Genomic DNA, 14,896 nt, shown 5'->3' with positions numbered 1-14,896 from the left:
CATCAGCCGGTGCCCGGAGGACGCGCGCGACAGGCGACGGTCACGGATCCTCCCTGGTGCATCGCTCGGGCCGTGGTCGGCTTCACGCCGCGGTGCCGGGCGCGCTGCCTGCCGGGCTGAGGGACGTGTGGGTGCGGCCGGTGCCGTCCGGTGGCGCTGCCGCGGCGGGTGCGGCGGCAGCGGTTTCCCGGGCGAGGAAGGAGCCGAGCTCGCCGATCGTGCTCATGAGGGGGGCCGGGAAGACGACGGTGGTGTTCTGGTCGACTCCGATCTCCACCAGGCTCTGCAGATTGCGCAGTTGAAGCGCCAGGGGGTGGGCCATCATGGTGTCCGAGGCGTCGCCGAGCGCGGCTGCGGCCAGGGACTCGCCCTCCGCGTTGATGATCTTCGCTCGCTTCTCCCGCTCGGCCTCGGCCTGGCGGGCCATGGCGCGCTTCATGGTGTCGGGCAGCTGGATGTCCTTGAGCTCGACCAGCGTGACCTGCACACCCCAGTCGACGGTGGTGACGTCGAGGATCTGGCGGATGTCCAGGTTGATACGGTCCGTCTCCGACAGCGTCTCGTCGAGCGTGTGCCGGCCGACGACCTTCCGCAGGGTGGTCTGGGCGATCTGGTTGATCGCCGCGTCGACGTTCTCCACGGCGACGACCGACTTCACGGCGTCGACGACCCGGAAGTAGGCGACCGCCGACACGTCCACGCTCACGTTGTCCCGGGTGATGATGCCCTGGGACTGGATCGGCATGGTGACGACCCGCAGCGACACTCGGTGCAGGGTGTCGACGAACGGGATGATGAACCGCAGCCCCGGGGAGCGTGTTCCGACGAGTCGGCCGAAGCGGAACAGCACTCCCTTCTCGTACTGCTTGACGACCTTCACGGACAGGGCGAGGGCCAGGACGGCCAGAAGGCCGATCACGACGATGAGAACGATCAGGGCTTGCATGTACTGCTCCTCGAACGAGGACCACGTGGGGCGGAGACTCGCCGGTCGAAACCCCTGCATGTGCCTGCGCCGGCTCGTGAGGCAGGTCCGAAACCCGTGAAGGCACCGGTCGTGGCGGCCGTCTCACATGCCGATGACCAGGCGACTGGCGCGATCCGTCCGTGCCGGAACGGCCGCTGAGGCGGGGCCGTCCTCCTCGTGCTTCCCTGCCTCGTCCGGTTCGAGTGGCCGGTCGGCGGCGGAGACGGCGTGCCGGGTCTCGTCCGCGGCGATGAGAGCGCTTGCGGTCAGCGGTGGGCCGTCGTAGTCGGACGCGGCCGCCATCAGGCGGGCCGCCGACTCCGTCTCGGTCTCGGGCGGGATGACCAGCAGGTCCCAGCGGCCGGTGCCGTAGGAGAGCAGCAGCAGCTTGTGCGGGTCGATCTCCGGGGTGAACCATCCGACCTTGACGACATGACCGCCCACGGGGACCTCGTGCGGGATGACCGGCCAGTACTTCGGGTTGACGGCGATGCGGGTGATGCGGCCCCACAGAGGGTCCAGCACATCGGTCAGTGCGGGCAGCTCGCTCAGCAGGTCCCGGGAGCGGGGCCACCAGGCACCGTCCAGGAGGCCGCGCGACGGGCCGTCGGTCTTCAGCGCGAGACGCGCGGCCGGGGCTGCGACGGGCTCGTGGTGTGGCAGGGGTTGATGCAAGGTCGCCGACATGATGCGGACCCGTCTCCGGGCCGCCTCGGCGGCGACCCGGGTTTCGTCTCTCGCCGAGGACGACCCGGCGTGGAAGCCGGTGTGCGAAATGCCCTCGGTGGTGTCCACGGTACTCCGCACGCGCCGGGGCGGTTGTGGAGACGCCGCCGCATTCCGTGAAACGGCTGTCGATACCGGCGGCAGTGGGCCGAGGGCGCCGGGGCCCTTCGTATGCCGGCTCCCGGACCGGTCTCACGCCCGACGCGGCCCGCATGCCCCGGCCCAGCACTCCCCTGGCTGTGTGACGTGTGTTGTTCCGTTCAGCCCGTCACTCCCCGCCAGTCCGCCGGGCCTCGGCGAGGAGTATCCTGGTGATTACCGAGAGCATCTCGTACACCGGCTTCCACGCCGGGTCGTTCTCGGCGATTCATGGCAACCGGGCCGACCGTGACCGGCCCGGGGTTGGGTCCGCGTCATGACCGCGACCATTCCGTTCACACCCGCAGTCGGAGACCGGGCCCCTTCTTCGTCACCGCTCCGACTCACGCTGGCGCGGGCCGGCGCCCCTCCGGCCCTGATCGACGGTGCCTGGTGGCCCCGTTCGCGCAACCTGACGGAGGAGCTCCCGGCGCTCGTCGAATGTCTCGACCCGCTGTGGGGGCGGATCACCCGGATAGCGGTGAGCCGCACGTTGTGGCCGGTCATCCCGGGTGAAGTGCCCGCGCACGGCCACATGGTGCGCGTCGGCTGGTCCAACGCCGGGCAGGACCCCCACAAGCTGTTGCTGCTGTCCCACACCTTCGGCCGCTGGGACCTGCTGGTGATCCCACCGGAGACAGCCCCGGCCACCGCGGCCCGGCTCATGGCCACGGCCACCGACCCGTCGCGGAGCCTCACGGCGACCGGCCTGATCCATGAGGCCGAACGTTTCCGGGCCGCGGCAGAGGCAGCGGCCGACTCGGACTCGCTCCGGGAGGCGGTCTGGGACTCCGAAGGCGGACACGACGCCCCCCACCCCGCCTCACGCACTCCTGACGGACCGGTCACCCGTCACGTGCCCACCGCGGCAGCAGGAGTGTGAGAGATCGGCGGTGGGGGAAAGGCTGCGTGCCGTCGGCCTTTCCCTGGGGGTGGGAGGCCGGCTCACTCCGGGAGGGCGAGGTCGTCGGTGGCGCTCCCGCGCCATTCGATCAGCAGGAGCGTCGCATCGTCCGTCGTGATCCCGCCCCGCGCCCGTTGCAGCGTGTGGGAGAGGGAGCGCGCCACCGTCCGGATCTGTTGGGCCGTGGGCTCAAGGCGGTTCACCCACCCGATGAGCTGCTCCTCACTGAATTCCTCACCGCCGACATCGCGCTCCTCTATCAGTCCGTCGGTGAAGCACAGGATCCGGTCGCCGGGGATGAGAGCCACTTCACTGATCCGGGGCTCGTGACCGCCGAAGCCGACGGGCAGCGTCGTCGGGCCCTGCAGCCGTCGTACGACACGGTGTCCACGGATCAACAGAGGAGCGGGATGTCCGGCGTTGACCCACTGAAGCCTGCCCGTTGCCGTGTTGAGCCGCATCATCTGAGCGGTCACGAAGTGGTCGGGGCCGAACTGATCGGCGACGGCCCGGTCCATGAACGTATAGATCTCCGACAGGCCGACGCTGATGCGCCGGGCATGCCGGTAGGCTCCGATGACCACCGTGGCCATCGTGGCGGCGTCCAGTCCGTGGCCCATCGCGTCGACCATGGCCACATGCAGGACATCGCCGTTGAGGGCGTAGTCGAAGCTGTCGCCGGCCACGTCGTAGGCGGGTTCCAGCATCCCGGCCAGCTCGACCCGGGGCGTGGACATCGCCAGCGGTGGCAGCAGCGACCACTGGATCTCCGCCGCCACACTCATCGGTTCTCTGCGGCGCAGCCGGAAGAACAGATCGGTGTAACCGTGCTTGGTCACCAGCATGTCGGCCACGAGCGAGGCGAGCCTGCGCAGCAGCCGTCGCTCGTCGTCGTGGACGCGGTCCAGGGTGACGGCCAGGACGCCCACCTGGTCGCCACCGTCCAGCAGGGGCATATAGACCCGTACACCGCCGGCCTGCGGCACCTCGACGGGACGCGCCTCCTGGAAGGCACGACCGGCATCGGAGCCGTCGATCGGCTGCGGTTCCCCGGCTGCCAGCCCGTCGCCCGGCAGGGGGACGAGCCACACCTGGCCGTAGTCCTGCAGGAAGAGCGAGGTCTCGCGGCCGTCGAGCCTGCCGATCTGCCGTGCGACGAGCGGACCGAGCTGGTGCGGCGGCAGCTCGTGCCCCTGGTCCAGCAGGATTCCCAGAAACTCCTCCCCGAAGCGCTCCGACCGGGTGGAGCCTTCCGCGGGTCCTTGCCCCTCACCGCCCGTCATCGCCGTGGCCCGGGGGGGACGTTCTGGCGGATCTTCACGAAGGTGCTGTGCATACGAACTCCCGACGGAGACTCACCGGTCGACGCGGTGGGGAACTCCCGCCCGGATCGTGGGGGTCGATCCACCGACTCCCCATCGAGTCGGCCGTGCGCTCGTGCGGCGAGGACCGGCACAACAGCCACCGGGCGCGCCCCGGCCGAGCCGCGGCGGCTGGTCAGCACCGGCGGCGGCCTCAGCCGGATCGACCTCTTCGCCGTCGTCGTCCGCCGCCGCGAACATCTTGGTGGGGTCCGCGCCGTCTGCCGGCCTGCCCGCAGCATGGATCACTGCCCTGCAGGGCAACCGACCCCGCCTACCAGTAGTGGCGTCGACCGGCGACGGCGTGTCCCATCGCGCCGAGGATCCACAGGATGGCTCCCACGACCAGCAGGATGATCCCGATGGTCCACAGGATGGACAGGCCGGTGAGGAAGCCGACGACGAGCAGAATGACGCCCAGGATGATCATGATCTCTCCTTCGGGGAGTGGTGCCGGCGCGCCCGCGAACTGCTATGGGCCGCAAGGGCGTCGGCGGGAACGGCCGATCTCCTCCTCACTCCACGCGGTGTGGTCCGTGGCGGCTGACCTGTAGGCGGACCTCGGTTGGCATGTCGGTGAGGCCGGTGGACCGACGCGCGGTGCCGATCGGGCCTTCGCACAGGGCACCGAGAGTGGCGCCGGGCGTGCCCTCGGGGGTGAGGGTGAGGTCGATGCGGGTGCGGTGGCGGGCCGGTCGGCCGGTGATGACTACGGCCGCATGGCCTACCCCTGGCAGGGCACCGGCTTCGTTCGCGATCGCTTCGCTGAGTGCGCGGTCGCGCAGTTCGACGCCTTCCTGCGGGGGTATGCCGCCGACGGGCAGGGAGCCGGGGCGGTGTCGGCTCAGCTGGGCGAGCAGCCACCACAGGGCGAGGAGGGCGGTGAGGACGAGGGCGGCGATGACCGCGGGCCACCACCACCAGCCCTGGCTGCTCCAGCGGGCCCGGTCGGCGGAGCCGAGCAGGACGTCGGCCGGGGTGGTCAGGGGCCAGCCGGCGGGCGGGGCCAGATCGTGCCGCCTGTAGAGGTCGAGCCCGGCGAAGAGGATGAGCAGTCCGCCGCCGAGGAGGACCAGCCCGGCGAGGGCCAGCAGGGTGCGGTTGAGAGCGGATCGCGGCGTCATGGCGGGCTCCGGTGCTGCGGGTCTTGTGTCAGCGGGTGCGTCGCCGCGTCCGTACGGCGATGCGGGGAGGACGGGCGAGGGCAAGCCGGTCGCGCTCCTCGTCGAGGACGGCGGTGAGGTCGTCCTTCACCTGTCGGGGGTCTCGGAAGCGGACGTCCGCGCGGGCTTTGATGCGGTGGCGGCCCACCAGGACGTGCGCCGCGCCGACTCCGGGGACCCGCATGGCGGCGTCGCGCAACAGGACGGCGGCGCTGTTGCGGTCCACGAAGGCCCGCAGTCGCGGGCAGCCGGCGGGTGAGCGCAGGGGCAGCCAGCGTCGCTGACCGGGGGTGAGGGCCAGGACGATCAGCCAGACGCCGACGGCGGCGGCCACGGCGGCCCCCGTCAGCATCCATACGTCGTCCACCGGGCGGGTCGCCAGTTCGTCGGCCAGGTGCCGTCGCCAGGCCGTGGCCGGACGTCCCGCCCGTACGGCGACGACGTCGACGAGCGTCGCGACCGCGGCCACGAGGATCACCGCGGCGACCAGCGCCGCCGTGACGCTGCGCGCCGACCACTTGCGACGGGTTCGGTGCCCTCCTTCGTGCTCACCGGCTGTGAGGTCCGAGGGGGACACGTCGCGTTCGGGAGGATCGGGCTCCTTCGTCAGCGGCACTGCGGCACGGTGCCCGGACGACGCGGAGCCGCGGCCCGGGGGATGTGGACCGGATGTCATCACGATCGCCCTTCCTGCACGGCGTGCCCGGTGACCCGGGCCGCCCGGCCGCTCACCGGACCCGCCCCCGGCCCGCATCGGCGGCGGTCACCAGCCGCCGGACGGTGAGAAGGACCTCTCCCACCCGCAGCCCGGTCAGCTGGGCGACCCGTTCGGCGACGTCCCGCTGGATCCGCTCGCAGACACGGGGGATGTCGGTGGGGTAGGGCAGGTCCATGGTCAGATGCAGGCGCACCGATCCGGTACGGACGGCGGCGGAGGCTTGGGGTGCCGCAGGTCCGCCCCGATCGGGCGGTACCGCGGCGCGCCGCGCCTGCGCCGCGCGCGCGGCCTGCGCGGCGATACGGGCGACCACCCTGTCCGGGATGACGGTGGCGCCCCGCTCGGCCGGGGGCGGCAGCCCGGCGGCCGGTGCCGGCGGGCCCGACCCCTCACCGGGGGAACCGGGCCGGGTCTTCACCGCTGCCTCCGTGTCCGGAGGTCGAGGTCGCCCTGTACGACGAGGCCGACGATCAGCCCCGCCGCACCCAGGACCAGCACCAGCAGAAACGCCCAGAAGCCGCCGAAGTAGCCGGCGAAGCCGAGGGCCATGCCGGCCGCGAGTCCCGTCGTTGCTGTGTTCATCTCGCACTCACCCGTCTCGCGAGCGTCTCTCTCGCCGTGATCATCCGCTCGGGCCCGAGGACACGGCGGTGCTCCCGGCAGCGGTCATCTCACGCGGCCCTCGTCCGGTCCGGTCTGTTCCTCCTCGTCGTCGGGCAGGTGGACGTCGTCGACGGCGATGTTCACCTCGACGACCTCCAGGCCCGTCATCCGCTCCACGGCGCTGATGACGTTGGTGCGTACGCCGCCCGCGACGTCGACGATGGAGACGCCGTACTCGACGACGACGTCCAGGTCCACCGCGGCCTGGCGTTCCCCGACCTCGACCTTGACGCCGCGGGTGACCGCTCCGCCTCCGCCTCCGCCTGCGCCGGGGACGCGTTCCCGCATGGCTCCGAAGGCGCGGGCCATGCCGGCGCCCAGGTTGTAGATGCCCGGTACCTCGCGGGCGGCCATGCCCGCGATCTTGGCCACCACACCGTCCGCGATGGTGGTCCTGCCCCGTGTCTCGGCCGGAGCCCCGGCCCCGGTGCGGCCCTTGAGCGCGCTCACGCCCGCTTCGGGCCGGCTGCCCCCGCCGACGCTGGTGATGTTGTCCGTCATGGCGGTCGCCTCGATCGGTCGGCCGGACACCGGAATGGCGCCCGTCGAACGTTGGACATACCGGGCGGCACAATCCTCACGCGTCTGGCATGTGATGTGCGTCACAACTCGTATCAGGGGTACACGCTCGTTCCGAGCCTGCGTGGGAGCGTCATGATCGAACGCACTGCTTCCCCACGACTGGGGTGCGACCTGCCCGACCGCCTGCTGGCGGTACGGGCGGCCGAGGGGGACGAGGACTCCTTCGCCGTTCTCGTCCAGCGGCACAGCCGCTCCCTCCTGACCCTGGCCCGCTGCATGCTGGGCAACCCCCAGGACGCCGAGGAGGCCGTTCAGGACGCCTTCATCAGCGCCTGGCGCCACCTGCCGGAATACCGCCACAGGGCGGAGTTCCGCACCTGGATGTACCGGATCACCGTCAACCGCTGCCAGACCATGTGCCGCCGCCGGCCGCCGCCCCTCCCCCTGGACGCCGTCGCCGAACCCGCGGCGGGCGACGCGTGGAGCCAGCCCGCCCGGACCGCCGAGCAGGACGCGGCCACGGCCGCCCTGTTCCGCGCACTCGCCGAGCTGGACGCCGGACAGCGGGTCTGCTGGATCCTGAGGGAGGTGCAGGGCCTGCCCTACAAGGAGATCGCGCACGTGACGCGTACCGGCGAGCAGACGGTACGCGGCAGACTGTTCAGGGCACGCCGATCCCTGCAGGAGGCGATGGGCCCATGGCGCTAGACGACCCGCACACGCGGCCTCCCGAACCGCCCGGAGCCGGCGGGCCCCGCAACGGCTGGGCCGCCGCCGACGTGCCCCCGATCGCAGGCGATGAGGTACTGCCCTGCGGCCGCCTGCTCAGCCGGGTCTGGGAACAGGCACGGGACGCACCGCCGGCCGCGGACCCGCACCCGGTGTCCTGTCCATACTGCCGAGAGGCGGTCGAGGGACTGGCCACGGTGAACGCGGCCGCCCGGGCGCTGCGCGACGAGGACCCTCCGGGCCTGCACGCACTCGCCGACCGGGTCATGGACGTCGTCAGGGCAGAGGTCCGATTCGGGCGGCTGCTGCCCCTGGCCGACCCCGACCGGGACCTGCGGATCGCCGAGAGCGCCGCGGCGAAGGTGCTGAGGCGGGCCGCGGACACGGTCCCCGGTGCCAGGGCCGCGACCTGCCGGCTCGTACCCGAGGGCAACGGCACCGACGTGCGGGTGACCATGACCCTGGCCGCCGCCCTCGACCGCCCGCTGCCCGACCGGGTCCACCAGGTACGCCGATCGGTCCTCCACTCGGCCGGACAGGACCTGGGGCTCACGGTGACAGCCGTCGACATCACCGTGGCCGACGTACTGGAACCGGGACCGACCCTCGGTCCCCGCCTCCCGACGGGCGGTGGCGCATGATGACCGCCACCGGCACCACCGCGCTCCTCGGCGTCGCGGCCGAGGCAGCCCTCGCGGTTCCTGGCGTGGCCGCCCTGCAACCCCGCCTCGCGCGGCGCCTCGCGGCAGCCGCCGCGCCCACCCGGGCGGACACCACGCCACCTGAGGCCGGCGTACGCGCCGACCGGGCGCCGGACGGTTCGGGATGGCACATCGAGGTGCGCTGCGTCCTGACGGAGGGTCGGCGGGCGCTGGACATCGCCCGAAACGTCCACGACCGGGTGACAGCCGCCCTCGTCACCCACCTCGCCACCCACGGTGCCGCGGAGCCGGTCACCGTCGCGGTCACGGTGACCGGTATCGCCGCCTGGCGCGACGCGGCATGAGCGGCGGCGCGGGCACAGGCCCCGCGAACCGTCGTTCGGCAAGCTGGCTTCCCAGGGCGGAAGCGGCCGCGGGGCCCCAGGCGGGCAGGTGGTCGCCATGGACGAGGATGAGGCGGACGCGGCGCTGCGAGCGGCGCTCGACCGGCTGGCGTTCGCCACCCGGAGCGCGGCGGCGCTGTCGAGCACGCTGGACGCGGTCGAGGGGCTCAGGCGGGTGTGCCGCGTGCTGGTGCCGGGACTGGCGGACTGGTCCGCGGCCGATCTGATGGACGAGGACGGCGCCGTCGAGCGGGTCTGGGTCTCGCACCGTGACCCCAATGCCGCTCTGCCCAGCCTGACGGGACCGTTGCCGCCGGTGCCGGAGACGGTGACGGGCCCGCTGTCCCGGGTGCTTTGCGGCGCCGGCCCGCTGCTGTTGTCGGCCGGGCGGCTGCCGACCGCGCAGGAGGCGTCCGATCCGTTGCAGCACATCGCGGCAGGCATTCGGGTGCGGGGGACTCGGGAGGGGGACCCGGAGGTGGGCCGCGTTCAGCAGCGCATCCATGGGGCCGGCTCGACTCAGGCTCCTCCGGTTCAGCCAACGAGCCGGGGGAGCCGCTGACGTGACCGCAGTGACGGCGCCCCGCGATGGCGCCCATGGCCCCGCCGTTGGTGTGGCGGGTGGCGACGGGGAGTTCCACGCACGATCTGTGCCATCGTGACCCGGGAGGTGCCCTCATCCCGCGGGAGCGCTGCCCGCTGTTGTGGGCGCTGGCCGAGAGGCGTGCGGCACGCGGGGACGACGACAGGTGCCTGCGTGGTGACGGACGGCTGGTCCCGACGTGACGTGCTCGGTCAGACTCTGGAGGTGGACGAGGCCCTCGCCCGGTTGAGCCGCAGCCTTGCTCCCCGCCTCACGGACCGGGCCGCGGTGGACCTGCGGGTCGGCTCCCGTCCGGCTCGGGCGACAAGTAGCCCTGGCCGCTTTCAGGGCCCTGTCCGCAGTTTCGTGAATCCCCAGGCCAGCGGGGGGAACGACGGGCACAGCGCCCACGGCGCGGTGAGGTTCTGTTCGGCAAAAAGGCGTTCCGGAGCAGCCGCCCTGGCGCCCGCGTACGGCCATCTGGTCGTGTCGGTGCCCGCCAGGCGCAACAAGTCGAAGGCGACGAAGTGGGCGGGCCACTGCTCGGCGAGCCGGGCAGCGCCGGCACCGCGCCGCTGGAGGCGACCCTGGAGTCGCTCGAAGGCGAGCCTGCTGGATTTCCCGTACGACCAGCTCGCCGTCCAGGGCCGTCGCGTCGGCAGCTGGACCGTGCCCGGAACGAACCTCGGGGAAGGAGGGTGCGAGGTTCCTGTCCCTGCGCGAGCGCAACACCAAACGCCCGGCATCCAGAGAGAGCAGCGCTCTCCAGCCATCGTTATCCAGACTCTGGCGTGTCTCCTAAGACATGGGCCCGTCGAGCCGCTTTTGTACAGAGCAGCCGTGGCGGCCCCGTCCGCGGGCGAACGCCGGAGCGTGACTGTTCACGGATTGACGCTCACTGCGGCTATTACCAAGCTGGTGGGGGGGTGCGGAAGGGACTGCGGTCGTGAGCGGTGGACAAAGTGGGCTCACCCGATTGCTGACAGCAGCGGAGAGAGCGGCGCCGGCGGACGCCGTCGACGTGATCGCGGAGGACCTGCGGCGGCGTTTCGAGGCCACCAAGGTCTCTTTCCTCATCGTGGACCTGACAGGGAAGGCGGTGGCTCGGCTGTCCACCGCTCCCACTCAGGGTGGGCGGCAGGCCGAGCGGGTTCCCCTGCTCGGCAGTGTCTACGAGGAGGTGATCCGTACCCAGCGCCTGTATCAGGACGCGACCGGCGAGGGGCAGCGGGTGATCGTGCCCGTCACCAACCGCGGGGATGCGATCGGGCTGCTGGAACTGCTCCTGCCGACCGGCCCTGGCGAGGACGTGCTCGACGCAGTCGGGGAAGCCGCCCACATCCTGGCCTACATCGTGATCGCCAACGGCCGCTTCACCGATCTCTACACCTGGGGCAAACGGTCCAAGCCGGCCACCCTGGCGGCTGAAATCCAGTACCAGCTGCTGCCCCTGTCGCTGTCGTGCGAGGCCGCACAGTTCACCCTGTGCGGGAACCTGGAGCCCTCCGAGGACCTCAGCGGCGACACCTTCGACTACACCGTGGACCGCGACACCTTGCACGTGTCGGTGACCGATCCCATGGGCCACGACATGGATTCCGCCCTGGCCGCCACGGTCCTGGTGGGCGCCCTGCGCGGTGCCCGCCGGGCGGGCACCGGCCTGGGCGAACAGGCCCACCGGGCAGACCAGGCACTGATCGAACACGGCCACGGTCATGCCACCGGGCAGCTCCTGCGCATCAATCTCCATACCGGGCGGGCCCAGTTCGTCAACGCCGGTCATCCCTGGCCGCTGCGCATGCGCGACGGGGCTGTGGAGACGATTGCCTGCGAGGTGGACCATCCCTTCGGGCTGTCTGAGCTGACTCCCCACCCGTACCGTGTGCAGGACCTCGACCTGCGGCCCGGTGACCGTCTGCTCATGTTCACCGACGGCATGCTCGAACGTCACGGAGAGAAGGTCGATCTGCCCGCCCTGCTGGCGCGCACCCGGAATCTGCACCCGAGGGAGACCGCGCTGGCGCTGACGTCCGCGGTCCGGGACGCCGCCGACGGCCGGCTCGAAGACGATGCCACCGCCGTCTGCCTGGACTGGCACGGCCCCCAGGAGACCCAGCGGCACGTCAGCGCCGGCGCAGACACCGGGCAAGCCTCAGCCGCACGCACGAAGGACCAGTCGTGACCTGGGTGAACGGTGCCAACGCGAATGAGACATCACGAGGTGTCTGGAGAACCGTCCCACTTCTCCTCGGCGGCCCACCCATCGGGCGGCGCCGGGTCGGAGACGGGGGGCCGCGAGCATCGGGTCCGGCAGCGCCCACATGCGCCATGCCTTCCACGCGGGCGCCCCTTCGTGCGGTGCTGCTGTTCCCCGTTACTCGAGTAGACCGAGTTCCCAAGCACTCGCCGGTGCCTTTGCCGAGTTGCTAGGCAGCCTCTTTGGCAGCCCGCGCCATGACTTGCGGACAACCGTGCACCAGAATGAGGGCTCGAAGCCGTTCGTGCGATGGCCGATGGAGGGCGACCGTAAGGCGGCCCAGACGGCTGTCTGTCATTGCCGGTCGCGAGTGGGCGGGGAGTCAGCTCATTCTCAGCCTGCTCCGGCCAGGTTGGGCATTGGTTCGGGCGAAGCCATCCGGCTGTGGTCGGTAGATGCCGATACGCCGGGATCGATGCGACGGTTGCGCGATGCCGTCCCGGACGGGGGTCTGACTCTTGAGATCTTTGACCGAAGTGTCCAGTCACAGGCTTGTCGACCGTCGTTGCGGGCTGGCTTCTGCTGTCACCGAGCCACAGGGCGTGTCCCCATAGGGGCCTTGCCGAGTTCCAGGCGCCATCACGGTTCAGACCGCCCGAGCGGGCCGGTGCCATCCACTCAGCGTGTCACCCTGCGGGAGGCGAACCACCATGACGACCAGACAGCGCAGCACCTCCTCCAGTACGGATCCTCCCGTGCGGAGAGAAGTCGTGCTCGGCGTGGACACGCACGGTGAGGTTCACGTCGCCGCCGTGGTGTCCCCGCTGGGGAAGGTCCTTGGCACCGAGTCCTTTCCGGCGACGGTGGCTGGCTACCGTCGGCTGCTCGTGTGGGCCCGCAGGCGGGGGACGGTGCGCCGTGCCGGTGTGGAGGGCACCGGTACCTTCGGCGCGGGCCTGTCCCGCTACCTGCTGGCCCAGCATGTCCAGGTGTTCGAAGTGAACCGGCCCGACCGCACAGCCCGCCGTCTGCTCGGCAAGTCGGACCCGCTCGATGCGCAGGCCGCAGCGCGCGCCGTGCTCAGCGGTCGCACCCGGGCCCAGGCCAAGTCCGGCGACGGACCCGTGCAAGGCGCCCGGATCTACAAACTCGCCAAGGACTCCGCGGTCAAGGCCCGCACACAGGCGATCAACCAGGTCAAGGCCGTCCTAGTGATCGCCGACCCCGCCCTGCGGGAACGGTTGTCGAGCTTGGGCAATGCCGAGCTGTTCCGCACCTGCGCGACCGTCAGCCCACCCGATGGTGGGGGAGACGAGGACGCGGTGGTCCAGGCCACCCACATGACATTACGCATGCTCGCCGAACGCATCGAACAGCTCACCGGGCAGATCAACGAGCTGAACCAACGCCTGACCCGACTCGTCGAACGCCACGCGCCGCAACTGCTCGTACCGATGGGCATCGGCCCGGACAGCGCCGTCACTCTCCTGATCACCATGGGGGACAATCCCGAGCGGCTGAACACCGAGGCGTCCTTTGCTGCCCTTTGCGGAGTCAGCCCCATCGAGTACTCCTCCGGGCGGCGCATCACGCGACGGCTCAACCACGGCGGCGACCGGCAGGCCAACGCCGCCCTGCACCGCATCGTGTTCACCCGCCTGCGCCACGACCCCCGAACCCAGGCGTACTACGAACGCCGCACCCAGGAAGGCAAGACCCGGCGTGAGATCATCCGATGCCTCAAGCGATATGCCGCCCGCGAGGTCTTCAACCTGGTCAGAACGGTATCCAGCGTTCCCCCGTTATAGGGGCGTCCGTGAGACGTGAGAGGGTCTGGGGCGTGAGTGAGACACCCCCGAACACCCTGCAATACCGCTTTGACGGGCCAGAAGACGCTCCGGTCCTGATCTTGGGTCCCTCACTGGGTACCACATGGCACATGTGGGACCGCCAGGTGCCGGAGCTGACCAAGCAGTGGCGGGTCCTGCGGTTCGACCTGCCCGGTCACGGCGGGGCCCCCGCGCACCCGGCGGGGTCCGTCGCCGAGCTGGCCACGCGGCTGCTGGCGACGCTGGACTCGCTCGGTGTGCAGCGGTTCGGCTACGCGGGCTGTGCGCTCGGCGGTGCCGTCGGCATCGAGCTGGCCCTGCGCCGTCCCGAGCGGCTCGCCTCGCTGGCGCTGGTCGCGGCCTCGCCCCGGTTCGGGACCGCCGACGAGTTCCGGCAGCGCGGGGTGATCGTCCGTACCAACGGGCTCGACCCGATCGCCCGTACGTCGCCCGACCGCTGGTTCACCGGATCCTTCGCCGCGGCCCAGCCGGCGATCACCGAGTGGGCGGTGCAGATGGTCCGCACCACCGACCCGGGCTGCTACATCGCCGCCTGCGAGGCGCTCGCCTCCTTCGACGTCAGGGCCGAGCTCGGCCGGGTCGGCGTGCCGACGCTCGTGCTCGTCGGCTCCGACGACCAGGTCACCGGGCCCGCCGAGGCCCGCACTCTGGTCGCCGGCATACCGGACGCCCGGCTCGCGGTCGTCCCCGGCGCGTCCCACCTGGTCCCGGTCGAACAGCCGGCGGCCGTCACCGACCTGCTGGCGCACCACTTCTCCACCGCCTGGCAGCAGCCCTACGACACCGGCCAGACGCTGCTGCCGGCGGCCGCGGCCGCGGCCGTCCCGCTCCCGGCCGTGCCGCCGCAGGCCACGCCGGTCGCCGAGATAGCCCCGGCCGCCGTACCGGCACAGCCGGACGGGCAGTCCGACCGGTACGGGACCGGGCTGAAGATCCGCCGGGAGGTGCTCGGCGACGCGCACGTGGACCGGGCGCTGGCCGAGGCCGAAGGGTTCTCCGAGGAGTTCCAGGAGTTCGTCACCCGCTACGCCTGGGGCGAGATCTGGGACCGGCCGGGCCTGGACCGCCGTACCCGCAGCTGCATCACGCTGACCGCGCTGGTCGCGGGCGGCTATCTGGAGGAGCTGGCCGTGCACACCAGGGCCGCCCTGCGCAACGGCCTCACCCCGGACGAGATCGAGGAGGTGCTGCTGCAGGCGGCCGTGTACTGCGGGCTGCCGGCCGCGAACAGTGCGTTCCGGGTGGCGCGGCAGGTCGTCCAGGAGGAGACCACGCCCGCCGAGTGAACGCCCGGTGAGTGCGAGTGAGCCCCGCGCCGCCGTACACGGCA

At 71.5% G+C, this 14,896-nt stretch carries 17 protein-coding genes; 8 read left to right on the top strand and 9 right to left on the bottom strand.

The features are described 5' to 3' along the window. Positions 1-82: 82 nt before the first annotated feature. Both FB563_RS01790 and FB563_RS01785 read right to left on the bottom strand, forming a co-directional pair. Positions 83-946, bottom strand: coding sequence for a slipin family protein (locus FB563_RS01790; protein ID WP_055707166.1), 864 nt, complete (start codon positions 944-946; stop codon positions 83-85). A gap of 123 nt (positions 947-1,069) precedes the next feature. Further along, complete coding sequence (locus FB563_RS01785) at positions 1,070-1,762, bottom strand: DUF5994 family protein (RefSeq protein ID WP_055495848.1); 693 nt, start codon at positions 1,760-1,762, stop codon at positions 1,070-1,072. Between the two features lie 346 nt (positions 1,763-2,108). Between FB563_RS01785 and FB563_RS01780 the strand changes: the two genes are divergently transcribed. Further along, positions 2,109-2,714, top strand: a complete 606-nt coding sequence (locus FB563_RS01780; protein WP_055707165.1) for a DUF5994 family protein — start codon at positions 2,109-2,111, stop codon at positions 2,712-2,714. 62 nt (positions 2,715-2,776) lie between these two features. Here the strand turns inward: FB563_RS01780 and FB563_RS01775 are convergent, their stop codons facing one another. From FB563_RS01775 to FB563_RS01755, 7 genes are all read right to left on the bottom strand, one after another. Then, positions 2,777-4,018 (bottom strand): PP2C family protein-serine/threonine phosphatase, encoded by a 1,242-nt coding sequence (locus FB563_RS01775; protein WP_055707164.1) that lies wholly within the window; start codon positions 4,016-4,018, stop codon positions 2,777-2,779. Positions 4,019-4,370: 352 nt separating this feature from the next. Next, on the bottom strand, positions 4,371-4,526 hold the full coding sequence (locus FB563_RS42710; protein ID WP_099054839.1) for a DUF6131 family protein: 156 nt from the start codon (positions 4,524-4,526) through the stop codon (positions 4,371-4,373). Between the two features lie 85 nt (positions 4,527-4,611). Continuing rightward, positions 4,612-5,220, bottom strand: a complete 609-nt coding sequence (locus FB563_RS01770) for a hypothetical protein (RefSeq protein WP_055707163.1) — start codon at positions 5,218-5,220, stop codon at positions 4,612-4,614. Positions 5,221-5,248: 28 nt separating this feature from the next. Beyond that, positions 5,249-5,875, bottom strand: a complete 627-nt coding sequence (locus tag FB563_RS01765; protein ID WP_234357808.1) for a DUF6286 domain-containing protein — start codon at positions 5,873-5,875, stop codon at positions 5,249-5,251. Between the two features lie 112 nt (positions 5,876-5,987). After that, the gene (locus FB563_RS01760; RefSeq protein ID WP_055707162.1) at positions 5,988-6,395 is read right to left on the bottom strand and encodes an Asp23/Gls24 family envelope stress response protein; all 408 of its coding nucleotides are present in this window, start codon (positions 6,393-6,395) and stop codon (positions 5,988-5,990) included. Further along, positions 6,392-6,559, bottom strand: coding sequence for a hypothetical protein (locus tag FB563_RS42705; protein WP_030645371.1), 168 nt, complete (start codon positions 6,557-6,559; stop codon positions 6,392-6,394). The genes FB563_RS01760 and FB563_RS42705 overlap by 4 nt, the downstream gene beginning before the upstream one ends. 84 nt (positions 6,560-6,643) lie before the next feature. Further along, positions 6,644-7,141 (bottom strand): Asp23/Gls24 family envelope stress response protein, encoded by a 498-nt coding sequence (locus tag FB563_RS01755; protein WP_055707193.1) that lies wholly within the window; start codon positions 7,139-7,141, stop codon positions 6,644-6,646. A 153-nt stretch (positions 7,142-7,294) separates the two neighbouring features. Between FB563_RS01755 and FB563_RS01750 the strand changes: the two genes are divergently transcribed. The 7 genes from FB563_RS01750 to pcaDC all read left to right on the top strand — a co-directional run bounded on the left by FB563_RS01750 (position 7,295) and on the right by pcaDC (position 14,852). Then, on the top strand, positions 7,295-7,870 hold the full coding sequence (locus FB563_RS01750; protein WP_199832865.1) for an RNA polymerase sigma factor: 576 nt from the start codon (positions 7,295-7,297) through the stop codon (positions 7,868-7,870). Continuing rightward, positions 7,861-8,532, top strand: a complete 672-nt coding sequence (locus FB563_RS01745) for a hypothetical protein (RefSeq protein WP_055707161.1) — start codon at positions 7,861-7,863, stop codon at positions 8,530-8,532. Before FB563_RS01750 ends, FB563_RS01745 begins: the two co-directional genes overlap by 10 nt. Beyond that, positions 8,529-8,897 (top strand): hypothetical protein, encoded by a 369-nt coding sequence (locus tag FB563_RS01740; RefSeq protein ID WP_234357807.1) that lies wholly within the window; start codon positions 8,529-8,531, stop codon positions 8,895-8,897. Before FB563_RS01745 ends, FB563_RS01740 begins: the two co-directional genes overlap by 4 nt. Positions 8,898-8,994: 97 nt before the next feature. Continuing rightward, positions 8,995-9,498: a hypothetical protein gene (locus tag FB563_RS01735; RefSeq protein ID WP_142218423.1), complete on the top strand. Its 504-nt coding sequence runs from the start codon at positions 8,995-8,997 to the stop codon at positions 9,496-9,498. Between the two features lie 997 nt (positions 9,499-10,495). Further along, positions 10,496-11,701 (top strand): PP2C family protein-serine/threonine phosphatase, encoded by a 1,206-nt coding sequence (locus tag FB563_RS01725; protein WP_055707158.1) that lies wholly within the window; start codon positions 10,496-10,498, stop codon positions 11,699-11,701. Positions 11,702-12,426: 725 nt separating this feature from the next. Then, on the top strand, positions 12,427-13,524 hold the full coding sequence (locus tag FB563_RS01720; RefSeq protein WP_055707157.1) for an IS110 family RNA-guided transposase: 1,098 nt from the start codon (positions 12,427-12,429) through the stop codon (positions 13,522-13,524). Positions 13,525-13,556: 32 nt separating this feature from the next. Next, the gene (gene pcaDC, locus FB563_RS01715; RefSeq protein ID WP_055707156.1) at positions 13,557-14,852 is read left to right on the top strand and encodes a bifunctional 3-oxoadipate enol-lactonase/4-carboxymuconolactone decarboxylase PcaDC; all 1,296 of its coding nucleotides are present in this window, start codon (positions 13,557-13,559) and stop codon (positions 14,850-14,852) included. The last annotated feature ends 44 nt before the right edge of the window (positions 14,853-14,896 follow it).

It is taken from the genome of Streptomyces puniciscabiei, assembly GCF_006715785.1.
Lineage (GTDB): Bacteria > Actinomycetota > Actinomycetes > Streptomycetales > Streptomycetaceae > Streptomyces > Streptomyces puniciscabiei.
Note: the sequence above shows the minus strand (reverse complement) of the source record. Positions and strands in the feature narration are given on the sequence as shown.

Bases quoted from the DNA above. Each gene is read 5' to 3' on its own strand.
- FB563_RS01745 (WP_055707161.1), top strand. From the start codon at position 7,861: ATGGCGCTAGACGACCCGCACACGCGGCCTCCCGAACCGCCCGGAGCC.
- FB563_RS01750 (WP_199832865.1), top strand. From the start codon at position 7,295: ATGATCGAACGCACTGCTTCCCCACGACTGGGGTGCGACCTGCCCGAC.
- FB563_RS42710 (WP_099054839.1), bottom strand. From the start codon at position 4,526: ATGATCATCCTGGGCGTCATTCTGCTCGTCGTCGGCTTCCTCACCGGC.
- FB563_RS01720 (WP_055707157.1), top strand. From the start codon at position 12,427: ATGACGACCAGACAGCGCAGCACCTCCTCCAGTACGGATCCTCCCGTG.
- FB563_RS01775 (WP_055707164.1), bottom strand. From the start codon at position 4,018: ATGACGGGCGGTGAGGGGCAAGGACCCGCGGAAGGCTCCACCCGGTCG.
- FB563_RS01740 (WP_234357807.1), top strand. From the start codon at position 8,529: ATGATGACCGCCACCGGCACCACCGCGCTCCTCGGCGTCGCGGCCGAG.
- FB563_RS01790 (WP_055707166.1), bottom strand. From the start codon at position 946: ATGCAAGCCCTGATCGTTCTCATCGTCGTGATCGGCCTTCTGGCCGTC.
- FB563_RS01755 (WP_055707193.1), bottom strand. From the start codon at position 7,141: ATGACGGACAACATCACCAGCGTCGGCGGGGGCAGCCGGCCCGAAGCG.
- FB563_RS01770 (WP_055707163.1), bottom strand. From the start codon at position 5,220: ATGACGCCGCGATCCGCTCTCAACCGCACCCTGCTGGCCCTCGCCGGG.
- FB563_RS01780 (WP_055707165.1), top strand. From the start codon at position 2,109: ATGACCGCGACCATTCCGTTCACACCCGCAGTCGGAGACCGGGCCCCT.
- FB563_RS42705 (WP_030645371.1), bottom strand. From the start codon at position 6,559: ATGAACACAGCAACGACGGGACTCGCGGCCGGCATGGCCCTCGGCTTC.
- FB563_RS01735 (WP_142218423.1), top strand. From the start codon at position 8,995: ATGGACGAGGATGAGGCGGACGCGGCGCTGCGAGCGGCGCTCGACCGG.